Origin of the sequence: Methylicorpusculum oleiharenae, assembly GCF_009828925.2 — a bacterium.
Classification (GTDB): domain Bacteria; phylum Pseudomonadota; class Gammaproteobacteria; order Methylococcales; family Methylomonadaceae; genus Methylicorpusculum; species Methylicorpusculum oleiharenae.
Genome location: NZ_WUTY02000001.1, coordinates 1,515,082 through 1,531,243 on the forward strand (window position 1 = coordinate 1,515,082; position 16,162 = coordinate 1,531,243).

Here is a 16,162-nt window from a genome sequence, read left to right on the forward strand (position 1 = left end):
AGGGATGCTCCTTTTTCTATTTCCGCTGTCCGGTGATTTTAGTTCAGAAGTACGGACGGTGAGGTAATAGACGCACCGGCACTTCTTATAACTATAACCGGAACCAGGATATGAACAAATTTCAACGATTGATACTCATTTTTTGCGGCCTTTGGTTTAGCCAAATCGCGCAGGCCCATATCTCCTTTACAGACATGGGAACTGATCCCACTACCACGTTTTCGCACACCTTGAATGGCTATAAAGCTTATGGCTGGGTGGACGGCACTGATGCCGATTTGGGCGACAGCCATGCTATAGGCGGCGTATCGGCACGCTGGTATCGTTTCACATTGACACAAGCGGCAAACGTTGACATCCGCTTTATTCAAAACACAGCGGGTCTGGATCCCGCGTTCACACTCTATAAAGGTTCTTTTTTTACCGGTTCGCACGACTGGGCGGAGTTTGATGAAACCAATCCCGTTGACGAAAACTTTAATTATATAGCCAGTCCTACTGATACTGACCCGAGTGGCCTTTATCTGAAACATTCAGGCTATCGGGATACGGCGAACATTGTTTATGAGGGTCAGTTCGATGCGTTTGGTGACTGGAGTATGGCGAATTTCGCCGAGCAATGGGTAAAGCTACAGTATGTGATTGCCGTTTCCGGCACGTCGGATTCTGATCCGGGTCGTGGCCTGATTTGGGGAGGGAATGGTAATCATGATACCGCTGCGGGCACAGGGGAAATATTATCCAATTATTTTCTGTCCCCCGGAACCTATTCAATCGCAGCGGGTGGAGAAAGATGTAACACGGATGCCTCATCATGCATCAGCCCATTTTATAGTGGCACAATGTCATTAAGCGTTCAGCCCGTGCCTCTGCCGGCAGCGATCTGGTTGTTCGGAAGCGCATTGGCAGGCTTCGGTTTCATTCGTGCCAGACAGGCTAGTGTTAGTTAATGGGTCGCCGTCGTTTAATCAATTTCCATAACACCTAACCGTTGAGACCTATCTGATGCAATCGAGACACTCGCTGACCAAATTGTTTTTACCCTGTGCTGTCCTTTTAGCCGGCATTGCCGATGCAAAGGCTGATACCAGTCCCTTTGACCCTTACAATCCGTTTCCGGAAGCGATTGGTAAGGGATCTATTCATGTTAACTTGCAACAAGTGGCTTCCGGATTGACGGCGCCCAATTTATTAACTCATGCCGGTGACGGAAGCGACAGATTGTTTGTCGCCGACCAAAAAGGCACTGTGCGGATGATCAAAAATGGCGCATTGCAAGATGACCCCTTTCTTGATCTTAGCTCGCATATGGTGACGCTGAATCCTAACTATGATGAGCGAGGACTCCTGGGTTTGGCATTTCATCCTGATTATGCAACTCAAGGCAGTGCCGGTTTCGGCAAAATTTACACTTACACCAGTGAGCCGCGTATTGCGGGGGCTGCTGATTTTACTGTCCCATCAACTGCGTATAATCACCAGTCTGTGGTAACCGAGTGGCAGGTTGATGCGCTCAACCCGGATATCATCAATACCAGTTCGCGCCGTGAGCTGATGCGGATAGATCAGCCGCAATCGAATCATAACGGAGGTATGTTGGCATTTGGACCGGATACGCAGTTGTATATTTCTCTAGGGGATGGCGGGGCGGGCAACGATGTCGGAAACGGCCACGGTACCCAAGGTAACGGTCAAAATGCCGGAAACGTTCTCGGTAGTATTCTGCGAATCGATCCTAACGGTAGTAATAGTGCCAATGGCAAGTACGGTATTCCGTCAGACAATCCGCTTATCAGCGATCCCAGTAAAGCTGGTGAGATATTTGCTTACGGCTTACGTAATACCTGGCGTTTTAGTTTCGATACCCAGAATGGCCAGTTGGTTGCCGCCGATGTTGGTCAGAACTCTGTTGAAGAGGTCAATATCATTTCTGTTGGGGGTAATTATGGATGGAATCTTAAGGAAGGGCAGTTTAAATTCGATCCTGCTTCAGGCTTGGTAAGTGACGATCTCGCCGGTTTACCGTCTGGATTGGTTGATCCGGTATTGCAATATGATCATACCGAAGGGTTTTCGATAACCGGTGGTTTTGTATATCGTGGCTCTGACATACCTGGTCTGGAAGGTAAATATGTTTTCGGTGACTGGGGTTCGTTCGGCTTTCCGAGTGGCAGGCTGTTCGCTGGTGATCTGACTAAAGGCACGATCGAAGAGCTGAATATCGGAAATATGGATTTGTCGATGTGGATTCTTGGTTTTGGCCAGGATGCGGCAGGTGAGCTTTATGTCTTAGGGAGTAGTCAAAGAGGGCCTGGAGGCGCCACCGGTCAAATCTTCAAGTTTGCGGCACCTGTGCCGTTGCCTTCTGCGTTTTGGCTTTTTGGCAGTGGTTTGCTGCTCTTCAGCCGAAGAGGCTTCTTTAGAAAAATCAGCTGCTAATCTGTTTTTGCTATTAAAAACCTACCCTGTTTACTGAAAGTGTGAGCAGGGTGGTTATCATTCTGTGGTAACTTGTTAAATCCTTCAGATGCCCTGCCTGTCGTGATGTCCATTAGCGGTAGTCAGCAAGAATGTTGCCCGCAATAATTTTCCAAGTACATCATTCAGGTCGAATAAAGACACTCCTGCAGGAAATTTAATATCTTAATCAACTCCAGAAAATTCCGGCTTTAGTTTCATGTGAAGAAAGCGAGTAAAAGTATTCCCGATGTGTGGCATATCTGGCATCGGGAATTTGGATTTCGCGTTAAGTCTTCTGTTTGCTGAAATTACGGCGGCGGCCGACAGTGATCAAGCCTGCAAGAACACTGCCCATCAATCCTATAGCCGAGGGCAATGGCACAGGTGTAGGGTTGAATGACATAGTGCCGCTCAACAAGGCATTAACGCTGGAACTGCTTGCTCCTGCTGCGGCGATGGTATAGCTGCCGGTTTTCAGAAAATAATTTAGGGTTTCAACAGCGCCTGCATTCGACAGCGAATTGTCGTTCATATGGATAAGGTATTCAATTTCGCTCCATGAACCATCATCGTTGGCCATGCTCCAGCTTCCAAGTGCGTTAAACTGGCCTTCCCGAATGTTATTGCTGTTCCAGTAATGGGAATCCGTTGGGTGGGGAACCGGCTCAAAGTTACTGTCTACAGCATTTAAGGGATCGGTTGCTGAGTCGTCATGAGCTTCATCGGGCAAAAGTCCTTTGTAGAGGCTGAATGCAGGGTCCAGTCCAGTTTGGTTTGAAGTGAAAGTGAGGGACACGTTCGAGTCCTGGTCCAGCGTAAATTTGAAGAACTGCAACTGATGGCTATCTCCCAAGCATTGCGCAGTCCCGTCAAGATTACAGCCATTTGTTGGGTTATCTGTTCCACGGAACCAGCCAATTCTTGAAAAAGTATTGGTCTGCGTAGAGAAGGCGTTCAAGTCGGCGTAATCAACGTGAGCGAATGCCGAACCTGACATGGCTAGAAAAATGCCAATCGAGGTAGTAAAAGACTTTGTTTTTTTCATATTGATAACCATTAAGTGTCGATCAATTAATAAAATTAAGAGTTGAAACTGAAAAATCGGCTAGGTGCAAATCATCTGTATTTTTTACAAAATCCCAATCTTGCTGATGAACTTAGCTCGGTTTTACGGATTAACAGCATTCAACGATTTGGTTTGTTGTTATATTTATTCGGAGTAAATTCCCAGCAAATAATGCGCCATATAAAAAGACGTTTAAAAACAATGATATAAAATAGGATGGATTGATTTTATAGAGTCATATCACTGTGTTGCATGTGATATGACGCATTTTTATTCGACTGTTTATACCTTTCGCACTTCAAATTTCGGCAGTGCCTAAGGAGGCAACGGGTTGTTCGGCAAAGGCTTTGCCAGCATGGATGCTGGCATAGAACCTACCTAGATGTATTTACGGCGTCCTTTGACGGGCACCCCGGTGCCGAATTTCGATCTACGATGGGTATAACAATTGACCGTGCTTTTTAGAATATAGAGTAGGTTGAGAACAGCAAACCCCCGTTTGAAGATCAAGGGGAGAGGCGTAAGCTTTGCGGGGATGTTGCCGTCAAGCCCCCCTGGAGGGGTCTACGGCGTTCCTCGCAAGCCATACGCTTCACCTCAAAGCCACATAAAAGTTCAAACGGGGAATTGCTGAGGTCAGGAGAGTGTCTGAAAGGCTTTGAGTTTTAAAGCAGTTGAGAAGGATGGTGGGTAAAGTGTTTGAGCTATACCTTTCGCACTTCAAATTTCGGCAGTGCCTAAGGAGGCAACGGGTTGTTCGGCAAAGAGCCTACAGGGATGGTTTTACGGCGTCCTTTGACGGGCACCCCGGTGCCGAATTTCGATCTACGAGGGTATTTGGCTTACTGTTAAACCAATAGCTAAAAATGATACGTTTTAGTGACTAGCCGGTTTAAACCTGATTGTTGAACGGTTCAATATCAACATAAAATCAATTCCATTCCAAAATTTTCCACTGATTGATATTGATGCCTTCACGGTCCAAATCAGTTCCTCGCACATCCATATTGCCATCACGATCGGTATCGATCAGATAATAAGCCGGTCCAATATCAGGTATTACTTTAACCATGTAAAGCTGACCGTTTATGCGGTATTCTTGTATCGTTTTTTTTCCCTTACGAATAATCGTAATATCCGGTTCCATGACTTCACCACTTTCAACCGGCATGGGCGGTTCGGGCGGTTCCGGGACAGAGTCCAGAATAGGCGGTGGCTCCGCCAGCAGAAAAGCCGGATAGACAAGCAGACTTAACAAGATCAAGGGGCGCATAGCATTCAATCGTCAGGGTGAGTTTGTGCACATATTATTACAGTTTGATCTCTTATGCTTAATAAAAATCAGGAAATTGAGATGATAAAACTGAGTTACTTGGGCTATGGTGCCGGTTTGTTATTGGGGCTGGTCGTGGTCTTGAATTCTTATACGACAGTAGAGCCCGGACATAATAAAGTCGCAACATTGTTTGGCCGGGTTCAGCCGGAACCTTACGGTGAAGGCTTGCATATCGTTAATCCTTTATTGAATTTTGTCAGTTTTGATTTGCGGCAATTAACGTATACCTGGGAAAAGGTTCAGGTGCCCTCTCAGGATAAGTTGAAAACCTCCATGGATATTTCAATCACTTTCCAGTTGCAGGCTCAAAAAACGCCTGAAATTTTGCAGGAAACAGGGCAATTGAATGATGTCGTTGATAAACATATTTCGCCCAAAGTTCGTTCATTATTACGAGAGGCAGGTAAAACCGTAACGCAATCACAGGATTTTTATCAGGATAATGTTCAGCAAGCTTTACAGAGCTATATGGAAGAGGGGCTAAAAGAGTACCTTGAGCCCAAAGGTCTGGTTATCAAAGCGGTTTTGTTTCGGGATATTACGCTGCCGGATGTAGTGACAATAGCCGTCATACAAACCAAGGAACGTCAGGAACAGCTGGAACGGGAAAAAGCCCAGTTAAAAATTGTTGAGCAACAGGCTCAGCAAGAGGTTAAAAAAGCGGAGGCCAGAGAGATGGCAGCCATTGCTGATGCGAATGCCAAACGGACAGAAGCCGATGCAGAAGCGTATCGGATTATCAAGGAAGCTCATGCGCAGGCTGAGGCCAACCAATTGTTAGCAAAATCGGTCACGACGGAATTGATTCGTTATAATGCAGTTCAAAAATGGGACGGCGCTTATCCTCAAACATTTATGGGGGATAAAACGGACGGACTGATTCTAAATTTACCCAATGCAGGTAAATGATTTAGGGGGAGCGATGACTGACACAAATGAAGGCAGACATAAAATCGTAATTGTGGGTGGCGGCGCGGGCGGTCTTGAGTTGGCTACCCGTTTGGGTCAAAAATTAGGCAAAAAAGGGCTGGCTGAAATATATCTGATCGATGCTTCTTCGACGCACATCTGGAAACCGTTGTTACATGAAGTCGCGGCCGGAACCCTGGATGAAACTGAACAAGTCGAATATTTGGCGCAGGCGCATCGCAACGGCTTTCGTTTCCGGTTGGGCAGAATGGAAGGCTTAAACCGCGAAAAAAAGGAAGTATATGTCAGCCCAACTTTCAGTCAGAGTGGTGAAGAACTGATACCGAGCCGGACATTCACCTACGATACGCTGGTCATGGCGGTGGGCAGTGTCAGCAATACCTTTAATATCAAAGGCGTGGATGAGCATTGCATGTTTCTGGATTCGACCTCGCAAGCGTTCAGATTCCAGAAACAATTGGTCGAACTCTACATTCGCCGCCATGTCAGTCGCAGCGCCTCAATTGATAAACCGTTGTCCATAGCCATCGTAGGTGCCGGTGCTACAGGCGTGGAACTCTCGGCAGAATTGCACGAAGTGACGCACTTGCTCGCCGTGTATGGAATGGATCAGGCTGGCGCCGTTAAAATTACGATTATTGAAGCAGCGACACAATTGCTGCCCGCATTACCACCCAAACTGGCCATTTCAACGCAGCAGCAACTGGTCAAATTGAATATTGATCTGAAACTGGGCCGGCGTGTAGTTGAGGTTACCAAGGACGGGATTGAAACGCACGACGGTGAGTTTATAGCTGCAGATATGAAAGTCTGGGCGGCCGGTATCAAGGCGCCTGACTGGATGCATCAACTGGATGGCCTGGAAACAAACCGGATCAATCAGCTGATTGTCGATGAGTATTTGCAGTCGTCTGATACTGATATTTTTGCACTGGGCGATTGTGCGGCCTGTCCTTGGGCCGGTCATGAGCATAATGTTCCTCCGCGTGCTCAGGCGGCTCATCAGCAGGCAACAACGCTGGCTAAAACCATCATCAACCGCCTACAAGGCAAGCCGCCGGTCAAGTATGTCTATCTGGATTACGGCTCACTGGTTTCGTTGGGAAAATATTCTACGGTAGGCAACCTGATGGGCAATCTCATCGGCTCGGTGACCATCGGCGGCTTTATAGCGAGGCTGGTTTATTTGTCCTTGTATAAAATGCATCAAGTCGCGATTCACGGCTATTTCAGAACCGCCATGCTGACTTTATCGAATCTGTTTCGCCGCGGTGCTCATGCCAAAATCAAAATGCATTGAGGCGCCACTGATCACGCCGCGGTTTTTCTGTTCGCAGCGATGAACTGCCTCATAATCAGTCAGCCTCTCGTAAAAAACCGCTTTTTATTTGGATCAACGCTGATAGGCTAAAGCCTGGATGCGATTTTCTTTGTTACTAATTGAACTTTTAACTTTATATAAACACACTCATGTTTGAAATCGAATACGAATTCCGGGAGGAAGATTTAATCCACTTCAATGAAATGCAATATTTGAACTCCGATGACATTCAACATAACTTGAAAAAGAACCGGCTCATAGTGCCCGGTGTTATGTTCATCATAGGGGCTTTTTATTACTTTTATTACGGTGATATCCGGGCGGCTTCCTACGTCGTCGTTTTGGCTATTTTGTGGGCCTGGTTGTCACCCAAGATTTTGTTGCTGGATTTTCGCCGCCAGATTCTCACCAATTACACCTATAAAGAGAAATCGCGGATGTTTGGCACTTATACCTTGACGCTGGATCCTAAAGGACTGCTTGAAAAGTCGCCCAGCGGCAAAAATACCATGCCTTGGGATGAGATAGTGAGGGTGGAAAAGAGCGACCGTTATGTGTTTATTTATATTGGATTGAATACCGCATTGGTCATTCCCAGAGAAACGGTAAAAAAAGGCAATCTGGATGAATTCGCCGAACAAGCTGAAAAAATGCTCGATCGTTTAGGATAAGGCGAATTATGTTTGATTGTTTTGCTGTGCCTGAAACGGTAACGATATGCTGAATTTTAGAAATGTGGCTCTAAGACGGGGCGCGCGAGTCTTGTTTTCCGGTGCCTCTTTTACTCTGCATCGTGGTCAGAAGATTGGTTTGACCGGTGCCAACGGGGTGGGTAAGTCCAGTTTATTTGCTTTGCTTAGAGACGAGCTGCATCCGGATGAGGGCGATTTTTCGATGCCGCCAAATCTGGAAATAGCGCATGTGGCTCAGGAAACGCCAGGCGTCAGTTCTTCGGCGATCGATTATGTCATCGACGGCGATAAAGAATTACGGCGGTTAGAAAAGCGGTTGGCTGAAGCCGAGCAAGTTAACGACGGCATCAAGCTGGCAGAACTGCACGGCGCGCTGGATCATATCGGCGGTTATACCGCTCAGGTGCGCGCCTCGCGGCTGATGAACGGCCTGGGCTTTTTACCCGGGCAGCTTAATAATCCGGTCAGTTCGTTTTCCGGTGGCTGGCGGATGAGACTGAATCTGGCACAGGCGCTGATGTGCCGGTCGGACCTGTTGTTATTGGACGAACCCACCAACCATCTGGATCTGGATGCCGTGATTTGGCTGCAGGACTGGCTGTGTAAATATCCGGGGACTCTAGTGCTGATTTCCCATGACCGGGATTTTCTGGACAGCATCACCGATCACATTATTCATATCGAAAGCAATAAAGCTGAAATTTATACTGGCAATTATTCTGATTTTGAACGCATGCGGGCGGAAAAATTATCCCAGCAGCAAGCAGCTTTTGAAAAACAACAGCGGGAAATTGCCCATATCCAGAGTTTTGTTGACCGTTTCAGAGCCCAGGCGACCAAGGCCAAACAGGCGCAAAGCCGGATCAAGTCGCTGGAGCGAATGGAGCTGATTGCTCAAGCGCATGTGGATTCACCGTTCCATTTTACGTTTGCCAAACCCGATAAAATGCCCAATCCGCTGATCAATCTGAAGCAGGCAAATATTGGTTACGGCGATAAAATCATTATCGAAAATGTTGATTTAACCCTTTCTCCCGGCGACCGCATCGGTTTGTTGGGACCTAACGGAGCCGGTAAATCAAGTTTGATTAAAGTGCTGGCCGGCCAAATGCAGACGGTAGCAGGGCAATTGCTGATCTCGGACATGCTCAAAATAGGCTATTTTGCCCAGCATCAACTCGAGCAATTGCGCGTGGATCAGAGTCCGCTATGGCATTTACAAGCGCTGGATAAGCGCGCGACAGAGAAAGAGCTGCGCAATTATCTGGGCGGCTTCGATTTTCAGGGCGATAAAGTCATGGAAGCGGTAGAGCCGTTTTCCGGAGGGGAAAAGGCGCGTTTGGTGCTGGCTCTTCTGGTTTATCAAAATCCAAATCTGCTGCTGCTGGACGAGCCTACCAACCATTTGGATCTGGAAATGCGCCATGCCCTGAGTGTCGCCTTGCAGGATTATCAGGGTGCCATGGTCATCGTCTCGCATGACCGTCATTTGCTGCGCTCGGTCACTGACTCTCTGCTGTTGGTGGCCAATGGTGCTGTGCAGGCTTTTGATGGAGATCTGGACGACTATCGTCAATGGCTGACGGATCAGAAAAAAGGCGAGGAAGAGCCTTCGCAGGCAGGCAATGTCGTTAATGTTTCCAGAAAAGATCAAAGAAAACAGGACGCCGAGCGCCGGCACAAGCTCAAGCCATTAGTCGATGCCATAAAACGGACGGAACAGGCGGTAGAAAAATTGCATCAACAGCAATTTCTGATTGAACAGCAATTGGCCGATCCTGCAATTTACCAGGAGACTGAAAAAAATCGTTTAAAGCAGTTGTTGGAACAAAAAGCGCAGGTCGACAGAGATTTGTCGCGTGCGGAGGAAGCCTGGTTGACGGCGGAAAGTAAACTTGAAGAGGCGCAAGAGGCATGTACGAGTGGTTAAAGCTGTTGTTCAATATTGCCCTGCTTAAAAAGGGACCACAGGATATTCCTTATACCCGAGGATTGTTATTCTATTTGATCCTGTTTTACTCGGTTGTCAGCTTTCTCGTTTTGAGAATCAACGAGACGTTCAGTGATTCACTGCTGCAAATACTGTTAGGTGTTTTTTTAATACTCGTCTTCAGTAAAGCCCTGTTGTTTTTTTGGGGTAAACCTGAACGCTTTGAACAAACGGCGTGCGCGCTATTAGGCGTCGACGCCGTTATCAGTTTTCTTGCATTACCCAGCATTGCGACCATGGCGTCAGGGTATATTACTCTCCTGTCACTGTTTACTCTGGTGTTATTCATCGTTTGGCATTGGCTGGCGAGTGGCCACATTTTTCGCCATGCGCTCTCTCAATCATTGTTATTCGGATTAGGTGTTTCTTTTCTTTATCTGCTGGCTTCTTACCAGCTGGTTGGGTTTCTTTTCCCTGAAGCGCCCCCCGCCACTCTCTAGGAGGCATGATGCAAAACTACGCTCATATATTATTAGCCACTGATTTTTCGGACAACAGTAACTTGATTGCCGATCGCGCGAAAGCGCTGGCCGACAGTTTTAAAGCCAAACTGAGTCTGCTGCATGTAGTAGACAATTTGCCGATAATGGATACTGCCTATGGACCGGATATTCCTTTTGATATCGATTTGACTGAAGAATTGATGAAAGCGGCCAAAATCAGGCTGACAAAATTAGCCGGCCAGCTGGGCGTGCCCGCTTCCAGTCAGTGGCTGGAATTCGGCAGTCCGAAACTCGAAATAGTGCGTGTTGCTGAAGAAAATGAGGTGGACTTGATCGTGGTGGGTTCGCACGGACGGCATGGTCTGGCTTTACTGTTGGGCTCTACAGCCAACGGCGTGCTGCATTATGCAAAATGTGATGTGCTGGCTGTTCGCCTTAAAGACGATTAGGCGTGGTGACTCTGATTTTAGGGGGCGCGCGTTCCGGTAAAAGCCGTTATGCCGAGCAATGTGCCGGGGATTCAGGTAAGCAGGTGGTTTACTGTGCGACGGCTACCGCAGGTGATCATGAAATGCAGGCGCGTATTGCAAGGCATCGGTCTGATCGCCCGCAACACTGGAAAACAGTTGAAGAGCCGATTAGATTGGCCGATGTTCTAAAAGAGCAGGCAGACTCTGAACATTGTATTTTGGTCGATTGCCTGACCTTATGGTTAAGCAATATCTTGTTTGATGATAAAGGCACTGTGCAGAGGACCCTTTTTGAGCAACAAGTCAACGCGTTGATCGAGTGTGTTGACAAACTGCCGGGCGATTTGATTCTGGTCAGTAACGAGGTCGGTTCGGGCATTATTCCGCTCGGTGAAGGCACGCGCCGGTTTGTCGATGAAGCAGGGCGTCTGCATCAGCAGCTCGCGCAACTTTGCGATAAGGTTGTCCTGGTTACGGCGGGTTTGCCGCAGGTATTGAAATGGACTGGCTAAACGCGCCCATTCAGCCTGCAGGCGAAGCCTTTGCCGAGCAGGCCAGAATCAGACAGACAACATTAACCAAACCTCCCGGTTCTTTAGGTTTTTTGGAAGATATTGCCGTTCGTCTGGCCTCATTACAGCAAACCGGACGTCCGATGATCGAATCGGTTCAGGTCACGGTTTTTGCTGCCGATCACGGAATTGCCGAAGCCGGCGTGTCGGCTTTCCCTCAGGAAGTGACGGGGCAAATGGTGACTAATTTTGTGAACGGCGGCGCGACAGCCAACGTGTTGGCTCGTCATTTGGGGGCTTGTTTTGAAGTTGTCGATACAGGACTGCGTGCTCCCCTGGATCTGACCGGATTAATCGTGGACAGGGCGGGTCCGGGGACGGCAAATTTTGCGGTGCAACCGGCCATGACGCAGGCGCAATTGGAATTGGCACTAAACGCCGGAAAAAGTGCAGTAGACAGAGCGGTTCTCCGGCAAGTGCATTTGTTCATAGGCGGCGAAATGGGCATAGGTAACACGACCAGTGCCAGTGCTCTGGCAGCTGCGGTGTTAAAGATCAGTCCGCACGAGTTGACAGGGGCGGGAACCGGCTTGGATGCTGCAGGTATCCAAAGAAAAGCCGCACTGATAGCTGAAGCATTGGCACTTCATCTGCCGGCATTACATTCTCCTTTCGATATGTTGAGATGTTTGGGTGGTTTTGAGATTGCCGCATTGACCGGAGCCTACATAAGTGCGGCTCAACAGCGTATGCCTGTATTGGTTGACGGGTTTATCAGCACGGTTGCCGCATTGATCGCCATTGAAATGGCTCCGGAGTGTGCGGAATGGTTTTTTTACGGACATGTTTCGCAGGAACGCGGGCATCAGCGAGTATTGGCATTTTTGAATGCACGGCCTCTGCTGAATTTGGATATGCGTTTGGGAGAGGGCAGCGGCGCTTTGGTTGCGGTGCCCGTTTTACAAATGGCTTGCAAGCTGCATAATGAAATGGCAACTTTTGAGCAGGCTGGTATCTGTGCAGAGTAAACCGGCTTTTGCGCTGAAACAGATACCGAAGCAGATCATTTACAGATAACGTTAATAATTATAAAAAGAAGGTAAAACGAACCATGATAGGACACATAGAAAGCTTTGATTTAGGCAGGCAAACAGGCGTTATCAAAAGTGATGATTCATTTTATGAATTTCATTTGGACCAATGGACTTCACCTGCTGAGCCCGAAACCGGTGACGATGTGATGTTTGAGCAAACGGATGGAACCGTCACTACGGTTGGGCTGGTAGGGGCTTATCTGGAAAATAAAGCGGTGAAATCCCGTAAGATAGCGATTTTTCTAGCGTTCTTTTTGGGATTATTTGGGCTTCACCGGTTTTATTTGGGTTTTTACCTGATCGGTTTATGTCAGATTGTGGTGACTTTTTTGACCGGCGGTTATGGCGTATTGTGGGGGTTTCTCGAGTTTGCCCTGCTGCTCAGCAAAAACATGGATAAAGATGCCAAAGGGCGTCCGTTAAAGTAACGCGATGTTTTGCGGGAAAGACGCGAATAAACGCGGATCAATCTCGATAACCCATCAAAAGGCGATCAAAGAATCGCCTTTTTTATTTAACATGCCATGCATTCATTACTATTAGCCCTACAGTTTTTAACCCGGATTCCGCTGCCTGTCTATTTTGAACCCAGCGAGCGCCAATGGGGGCATTCGGTTTTGTTTTATCCGTTTGTCGGTTTATTGATCGGTTTGATGCTGGTTTTGGCATTGGGTCTTTTGGGAACAGAACAGCCAGCACTTAAAGCGGCAATGCTTTTGATTCTGTGGGTAGGGATTACCGGCGGACTTCATCTGGATGGACTCGCTGATTGCGCCGATGCCTGGGCGGGCGGGATGAGCAGTCCTGAACGCAGTCTGGCAATTATGAAAGATCCGGCAGCCGGGCCAATCGCTGTCATTTGGCTGATTCTGGTGTTGATGGTGAAATGGGCGGCCTTGGTTGAAATCGTCAAACAATCTGACGCTGAGGCATTATTGATGGTACCGATGCTGGGCCGGTTGGCTATCATGGCGTTGATGTTGACTGCGCCTTATGTCCGTCCGGGCGGGTTGGGAGAAAAAATGATCGTCAATTTACCCGTCACCCTCGCTAGATTAAGTCTTGCCGCTTGGCTGATCTGTGCAATATGGTTTGCTGGCTGGATGCCAGTGCTGGTTGCCTTATTGGTTTGGCTGGCAATACGCTATCTCGCGCTTCGTCGTTTAGGGGGGGTAACCGGTGATGTTTATGGGGCTGCCGTGGAATTGTCGGAGGCCGCTGTTCTGGCGGCGGTGGCAATGTATGTCTGAGCATCGTTTTAGTGACGCTGAAATAGCGGCGGTTTACCGGGCGATTTCAGCGCGACGCGACATGCGCCACTTTTTGTCGGAGCCGGTTGATGAAGCAATACTGACAAAGCTTTTACAAGCGGCTCATCAAGCGGGGAGCGTCGGTTTGATGCAGCCCTGGCGATTTATCAGAATTACCGATGTTGCATTGCGGCGAAAAATTCATGCGCTGGTTGAGCAGGAACGGCTGCAGACAGCGCTGGCTATGGGTGAACGCAATGACGCGTTCATGAAACTCAAAGTCGAAGGCATCCTGGATTGCGGGGAATTGCTGGTTGTCGCCTTGCAGGATCAGCGCGAAAAACATATTTTCGGCAGGCGCACGTTGCCGGAAATGGATTTAGCGTCGGCGGCCTGCGCCATACAAAATTTGTGGCTGGCCGCCAGAGCCGAGGGTTTGGGGCTGGGCTGGGTGTCTTTATTCGATCCCATGGCCCTGGCAAAATTGCTTGCAATTCCTGAAGGAGGCAGCCCCATTGCAGTCTTGTGTCTTGGGCATGTCGAGGCCTTTTACGAAAAACCCATGCTGGAATTGGAGGCCTGGGCCAAAGCGCGACCCTTAGCCGATTTTGTCTCCGAAAATAGCTGGCGTGATGGTTTTTAACGCGATATCCAGCCGCTCCCATTGCATTTCATCTTTGGGAAGGCCGAATCGCACGCTGCTGGGTGTTTCGAATAATCGGGTCAGAATGCCCTGGCGGGCAAGACGTTCGTGCAATGCCTGCGCCTGCAGGATTTTACACCAGACGAACAAGTCTGTATGGCCGTCCGGATTGAGTCCATGCGATTCCAGCAATAGCCTCAATCGTTGTGACTGCAGTTTTAGTGCCAGACTGGTGCGTTCTTGCCAAGCACGGTCGCATAAGGCTTGCTTTGCTACATAACGGCAAGGATGGCTAAGTGTCCACGGGCCTAATTGTTCATTCAAATTACTAAGTAGCGCCTCGTCTGCCAGAACGAATCCGCATCGGGCTCCTGCCAAACCGAAAAACTTCCCCAGTGAGCGCAAAATAATCAGGCCGGGTCTGGGTAAATGGGCCGCCAGACTGCATTCCTGGGTCGTATCGATAAACGCTTCATCGACAATCAGCCAGCCGCCGCGCGCCTGTAAGTTTTCGTGCCAGGCTAGCAGCTGCGCTTGACTGAAGCGCCAACCGGTAGGGTTGTTCGGGTTAATCAAGACTAATACATCCAGTTTGCCGATCACTTCGCTGAGGGTATCCGGATGCAAATTTATCAGGGTATGGCCGACTTTTTGCCAGTTGGCGGCGTGCTCTGCATAGGCGGGGCTCAACATGCCGGTGACAGACGCGGACCGTAATAATGGTAAGGCCTGAATGGCTGCCTGGGAGCCGGCTACCGGTAAAATATGAGGCGATTGATAATAGCGCCTGGCGGCCTCAACAAGACCATCGTCTGCTTCGGGTAATCTTACCCAGCATTCGCCCGGTATGGCAGGAATCGGCCAACCATTGGGATTGATGCCGGTCGATAAATCTATCCATTGGTCCAGCGGAATCTGATAACGCGTTGCGGCATTGCGCAGTTTACCCCCATGTTCCAGCAAGTGCTTCTCCTGATGTAATTAACACGATCCATATCCACAGGGTTTTATCAATCAGCCGGTTTGCTTTGATAATGTCATGATCGGCGGGCTCGTTGTTTCCGCCAAAATACGGCTTGTTTTTGAGTTTGCCGTGATAGACAGCAGGTCCGCCTAATTTGATATTGAGCGTTCCGGCGCCGGAACTCATCACCGGTCCTGCATTCGGACTTTCCAGCAGAGTCGAGTATCTGCGCCAACTGTTCAAGGCTTTTCGGGTTTGGCCCAGTAAAGCGTAACTGCAGGCGGTCAATCGCGCCGGCAAGTAGTTCAAGCCGTCATCCAGTCTTGCAGCGGCCCAGCCAAAGCGGTTATAGCGTTCATTTTTATAGCCCCATAATGCGTCCAACGTATTCACTAGCCGGTAAAAAACAGCACCGGCAGGGCCTGCAACTATAAACCAGAATAACGGGGCAAAAATGGCATCCGCACCGTTTTCAAGAACCGATTCTATAGCCGCCCGGCGGACCGCCAATGCGTCCATGTTAGCGGTTTCACGGCTGACGATCAGGGCAACCTGATGCCTTGCCTGAAGTATGTTTTGTCCGTCAAGCGCGGCAAAAACACGCTCCGAATGTTGCTTGAGGCTTGTTGCACCTATGCAAAAGTATAATAAGACCGGGTGAATCAGGGCGTCAGCATGCATGAAGCGCTCTAATCCGTAAATAAGCAGTGTGATAGGGATGACGGCTAATATCAGGGCGATCAAACCCACAAAACGGCTCGCATTTGCATGCCATAAACGTTGTTCGATGAAGTTTGCAAAAGCGCCGAAGCCAACCAGAGGGTGGAAGCGTTGTGGCTCCCCCAAACACCGGTCGATAAGAACTGCCGACAGGATATAGAGCGTTAAACTCATTTAAGAAAATCTGTTTTTATGTAGCGCATTGCGATCGGCATGTTTTAATACTCTCTTCTTACTCAATAATCGTTCAAGTATGTTTGGTGTGGAGTAT

The 16,162-nt window shown here is 48.6% G+C and carries 17 protein-coding genes; 13 read left to right on the plus strand and 4 right to left on the minus strand.

Features of this window, described 5'->3' with window-relative positions; translation table 11 throughout:
- Window positions 1-110 precede the first annotated feature (110 nt).
- Window positions 111-950 (plus strand): VPLPA-CTERM sorting domain-containing protein, encoded by an 840-nt coding sequence (locus tag GO003_RS07095; protein WP_159652814.1) that lies wholly within the window; start codon window positions 111-113, stop codon window positions 948-950.
- A 55-nt stretch (window positions 951-1,005) separates the two neighbouring features.
- Window positions 1,006-2,439 carry a PQQ-dependent sugar dehydrogenase gene (locus tag GO003_RS07100; RefSeq protein ID WP_159652816.1) on the plus strand — a complete coding sequence of 478 codons (1,434 nt, stop codon included), beginning with the start codon at window positions 1,006-1,008 and terminating at the stop codon, window positions 2,437-2,439.
- Between the two features lie 307 nt (window positions 2,440-2,746).
- On the opposite strand, the gene GO003_RS07105 is transcribed toward GO003_RS07100, so the two are convergent.
- Window positions 2,747-3,505 (minus strand): VPLPA-CTERM sorting domain-containing protein, encoded by a 759-nt coding sequence (locus tag GO003_RS07105; RefSeq protein WP_159652818.1) that lies wholly within the window; start codon window positions 3,503-3,505, stop codon window positions 2,747-2,749.
- A 952-nt stretch (window positions 3,506-4,457) separates the two neighbouring features.
- A complete protein-coding gene (locus GO003_RS07110; protein WP_159652820.1) occupies window positions 4,458-4,799 on the minus strand; it encodes a DUF2782 domain-containing protein in 342 nt (113 codons plus the stop codon).
- Window positions 4,800-4,880: 81 nt separating this feature from the next.
- Here GO003_RS07110 and GO003_RS07115 point away from each other — a divergent pair, with 81 nt between their 5' ends.
- From GO003_RS07115 to bluB, 11 genes are all read left to right on the plus strand, one after another.
- Window positions 4,881-5,771 carry an SPFH domain-containing protein gene (locus tag GO003_RS07115; RefSeq protein WP_159652822.1) on the plus strand — a complete coding sequence of 297 codons (891 nt, stop codon included), beginning with the start codon at window positions 4,881-4,883 and terminating at the stop codon, window positions 5,769-5,771.
- Window positions 5,772-5,784: 13 nt separating this feature from the next.
- Window positions 5,785-7,092 carry an NAD(P)/FAD-dependent oxidoreductase gene (locus GO003_RS07120; RefSeq protein ID WP_159652824.1) on the plus strand — a complete coding sequence of 436 codons (1,308 nt, stop codon included), beginning with the start codon at window positions 5,785-5,787 and terminating at the stop codon, window positions 7,090-7,092.
- Window positions 7,093-7,262: 170 nt separating this feature from the next.
- Window positions 7,263-7,784, plus strand: a complete 522-nt coding sequence (locus GO003_RS07125) for a YcxB family protein (protein ID WP_159652826.1) — start codon at window positions 7,263-7,265, stop codon at window positions 7,782-7,784.
- A gap of 46 nt (window positions 7,785-7,830) precedes the next feature.
- Window positions 7,831-9,735: an ATP-binding cassette domain-containing protein gene (locus GO003_RS07130; protein ID WP_159652828.1), complete on the plus strand. Its 1,905-nt coding sequence runs from the start codon at window positions 7,831-7,833 to the stop codon at window positions 9,733-9,735.
- Window positions 9,720-10,235 (plus strand): hypothetical protein, encoded by a 516-nt coding sequence (locus GO003_RS07135; protein WP_159652830.1) that lies wholly within the window; start codon window positions 9,720-9,722, stop codon window positions 10,233-10,235. The genes GO003_RS07130 and GO003_RS07135 overlap by 16 nt, the downstream gene beginning before the upstream one ends.
- Before the next feature lie 8 nt (window positions 10,236-10,243).
- Window positions 10,244-10,687: a universal stress protein gene (locus tag GO003_RS07140; RefSeq protein ID WP_159652910.1), complete on the plus strand. Its 444-nt coding sequence runs from the start codon at window positions 10,244-10,246 to the stop codon at window positions 10,685-10,687.
- A gap of 5 nt (window positions 10,688-10,692) precedes the next feature.
- Entirely contained in the window at window positions 10,693-11,220 is a 528-nt protein-coding gene (gene cobU, locus GO003_RS07145; RefSeq protein WP_231088856.1) for a bifunctional adenosylcobinamide kinase/adenosylcobinamide-phosphate guanylyltransferase, read from the plus strand.
- Window positions 11,208-12,248: a nicotinate-nucleotide--dimethylbenzimidazole phosphoribosyltransferase gene (cobT, locus tag GO003_RS07150; RefSeq protein WP_159652834.1), complete on the plus strand. Its 1,041-nt coding sequence runs from the start codon at window positions 11,208-11,210 to the stop codon at window positions 12,246-12,248. The genes cobU and cobT overlap by 13 nt, the downstream gene beginning before the upstream one ends.
- An 83-nt stretch (window positions 12,249-12,331) precedes the next feature.
- On the plus strand, window positions 12,332-12,742 hold the full coding sequence (locus GO003_RS07155) for a TM2 domain-containing protein (protein WP_159652836.1): 411 nt from the start codon (window positions 12,332-12,334) through the stop codon (window positions 12,740-12,742).
- Between the two features lie 96 nt (window positions 12,743-12,838).
- Window positions 12,839-13,564: an adenosylcobinamide-GDP ribazoletransferase gene (locus GO003_RS07160; protein ID WP_159652838.1), complete on the plus strand. Its 726-nt coding sequence runs from the start codon at window positions 12,839-12,841 to the stop codon at window positions 13,562-13,564.
- Window positions 13,557-14,207 carry a 5,6-dimethylbenzimidazole synthase gene (gene bluB, locus GO003_RS07165; protein ID WP_159652840.1) on the plus strand — a complete coding sequence of 217 codons (651 nt, stop codon included), beginning with the start codon at window positions 13,557-13,559 and terminating at the stop codon, window positions 14,205-14,207. Before GO003_RS07160 ends, bluB begins: the two co-directional genes overlap by 8 nt.
- On the opposite strand, the gene cobD is transcribed toward bluB, so the two are convergent.
- Window positions 14,163-15,170, minus strand: a complete 1,008-nt coding sequence (gene cobD, locus GO003_RS07170; RefSeq protein ID WP_159652842.1) for a threonine-phosphate decarboxylase CobD — start codon at window positions 15,168-15,170, stop codon at window positions 14,163-14,165. The two genes, bluB and cobD, sit on opposite strands and share 45 nt — an antisense overlap.
- Window positions 15,151-16,065: an adenosylcobinamide-phosphate synthase CbiB gene (cbiB, locus tag GO003_RS07175; protein ID WP_159652844.1), complete on the minus strand. Its 915-nt coding sequence runs from the start codon at window positions 16,063-16,065 to the stop codon at window positions 15,151-15,153. The genes cobD and cbiB overlap by 20 nt, the downstream gene beginning before the upstream one ends.
- Window positions 16,066-16,162 lie beyond the last annotated feature (97 nt).

What these genes read in the sequence shown, in the direction of transcription:
- bluB (WP_159652840.1), top strand. Translation starts at nt 13,557, where the DNA reads ATGTCTGAGCATCGTTTTAGTGACGCTGAAATAGCGGCGGTTTACCGG.
- GO003_RS07100 (WP_159652816.1), top strand. Translation starts at nt 1,006, where the DNA reads ATGCAATCGAGACACTCGCTGACCAAATTGTTTTTACCCTGTGCTGTC.
- GO003_RS07120 (WP_159652824.1), top strand. Translation starts at nt 5,785, where the DNA reads ATGACTGACACAAATGAAGGCAGACATAAAATCGTAATTGTGGGTGGC.
- GO003_RS07095 (WP_159652814.1), top strand. Translation starts at nt 111, where the DNA reads ATGAACAAATTTCAACGATTGATACTCATTTTTTGCGGCCTTTGGTTT.
- GO003_RS07140 (WP_159652910.1), top strand. Translation starts at nt 10,244, where the DNA reads ATGCAAAACTACGCTCATATATTATTAGCCACTGATTTTTCGGACAAC.
- GO003_RS07130 (WP_159652828.1), top strand. Translation starts at nt 7,831, where the DNA reads ATGCTGAATTTTAGAAATGTGGCTCTAAGACGGGGCGCGCGAGTCTTG.
- GO003_RS07155 (WP_159652836.1), top strand. Translation starts at nt 12,332, where the DNA reads ATGATAGGACACATAGAAAGCTTTGATTTAGGCAGGCAAACAGGCGTT.
- cobT (WP_159652834.1), top strand. Translation starts at nt 11,208, where the DNA reads ATGGACTGGCTAAACGCGCCCATTCAGCCTGCAGGCGAAGCCTTTGCC.
- cbiB (WP_159652844.1), bottom strand. Translation starts at nt 16,065, where the DNA reads ATGAGTTTAACGCTCTATATCCTGTCGGCAGTTCTTATCGACCGGTGT.
- GO003_RS07160 (WP_159652838.1), top strand. Translation starts at nt 12,839, where the DNA reads ATGCATTCATTACTATTAGCCCTACAGTTTTTAACCCGGATTCCGCTG.
- GO003_RS07135 (WP_159652830.1), top strand. Translation starts at nt 9,720, where the DNA reads ATGTACGAGTGGTTAAAGCTGTTGTTCAATATTGCCCTGCTTAAAAAG.
- GO003_RS07105 (WP_159652818.1), bottom strand. Translation starts at nt 3,505, where the DNA reads ATGAAAAAAACAAAGTCTTTTACTACCTCGATTGGCATTTTTCTAGCC.
- GO003_RS07110 (WP_159652820.1), bottom strand. Translation starts at nt 4,799, where the DNA reads ATGCGCCCCTTGATCTTGTTAAGTCTGCTTGTCTATCCGGCTTTTCTG.
- GO003_RS07125 (WP_159652826.1), top strand. Translation starts at nt 7,263, where the DNA reads ATGTTTGAAATCGAATACGAATTCCGGGAGGAAGATTTAATCCACTTC.
- GO003_RS07115 (WP_159652822.1), top strand. Translation starts at nt 4,881, where the DNA reads ATGATAAAACTGAGTTACTTGGGCTATGGTGCCGGTTTGTTATTGGGG.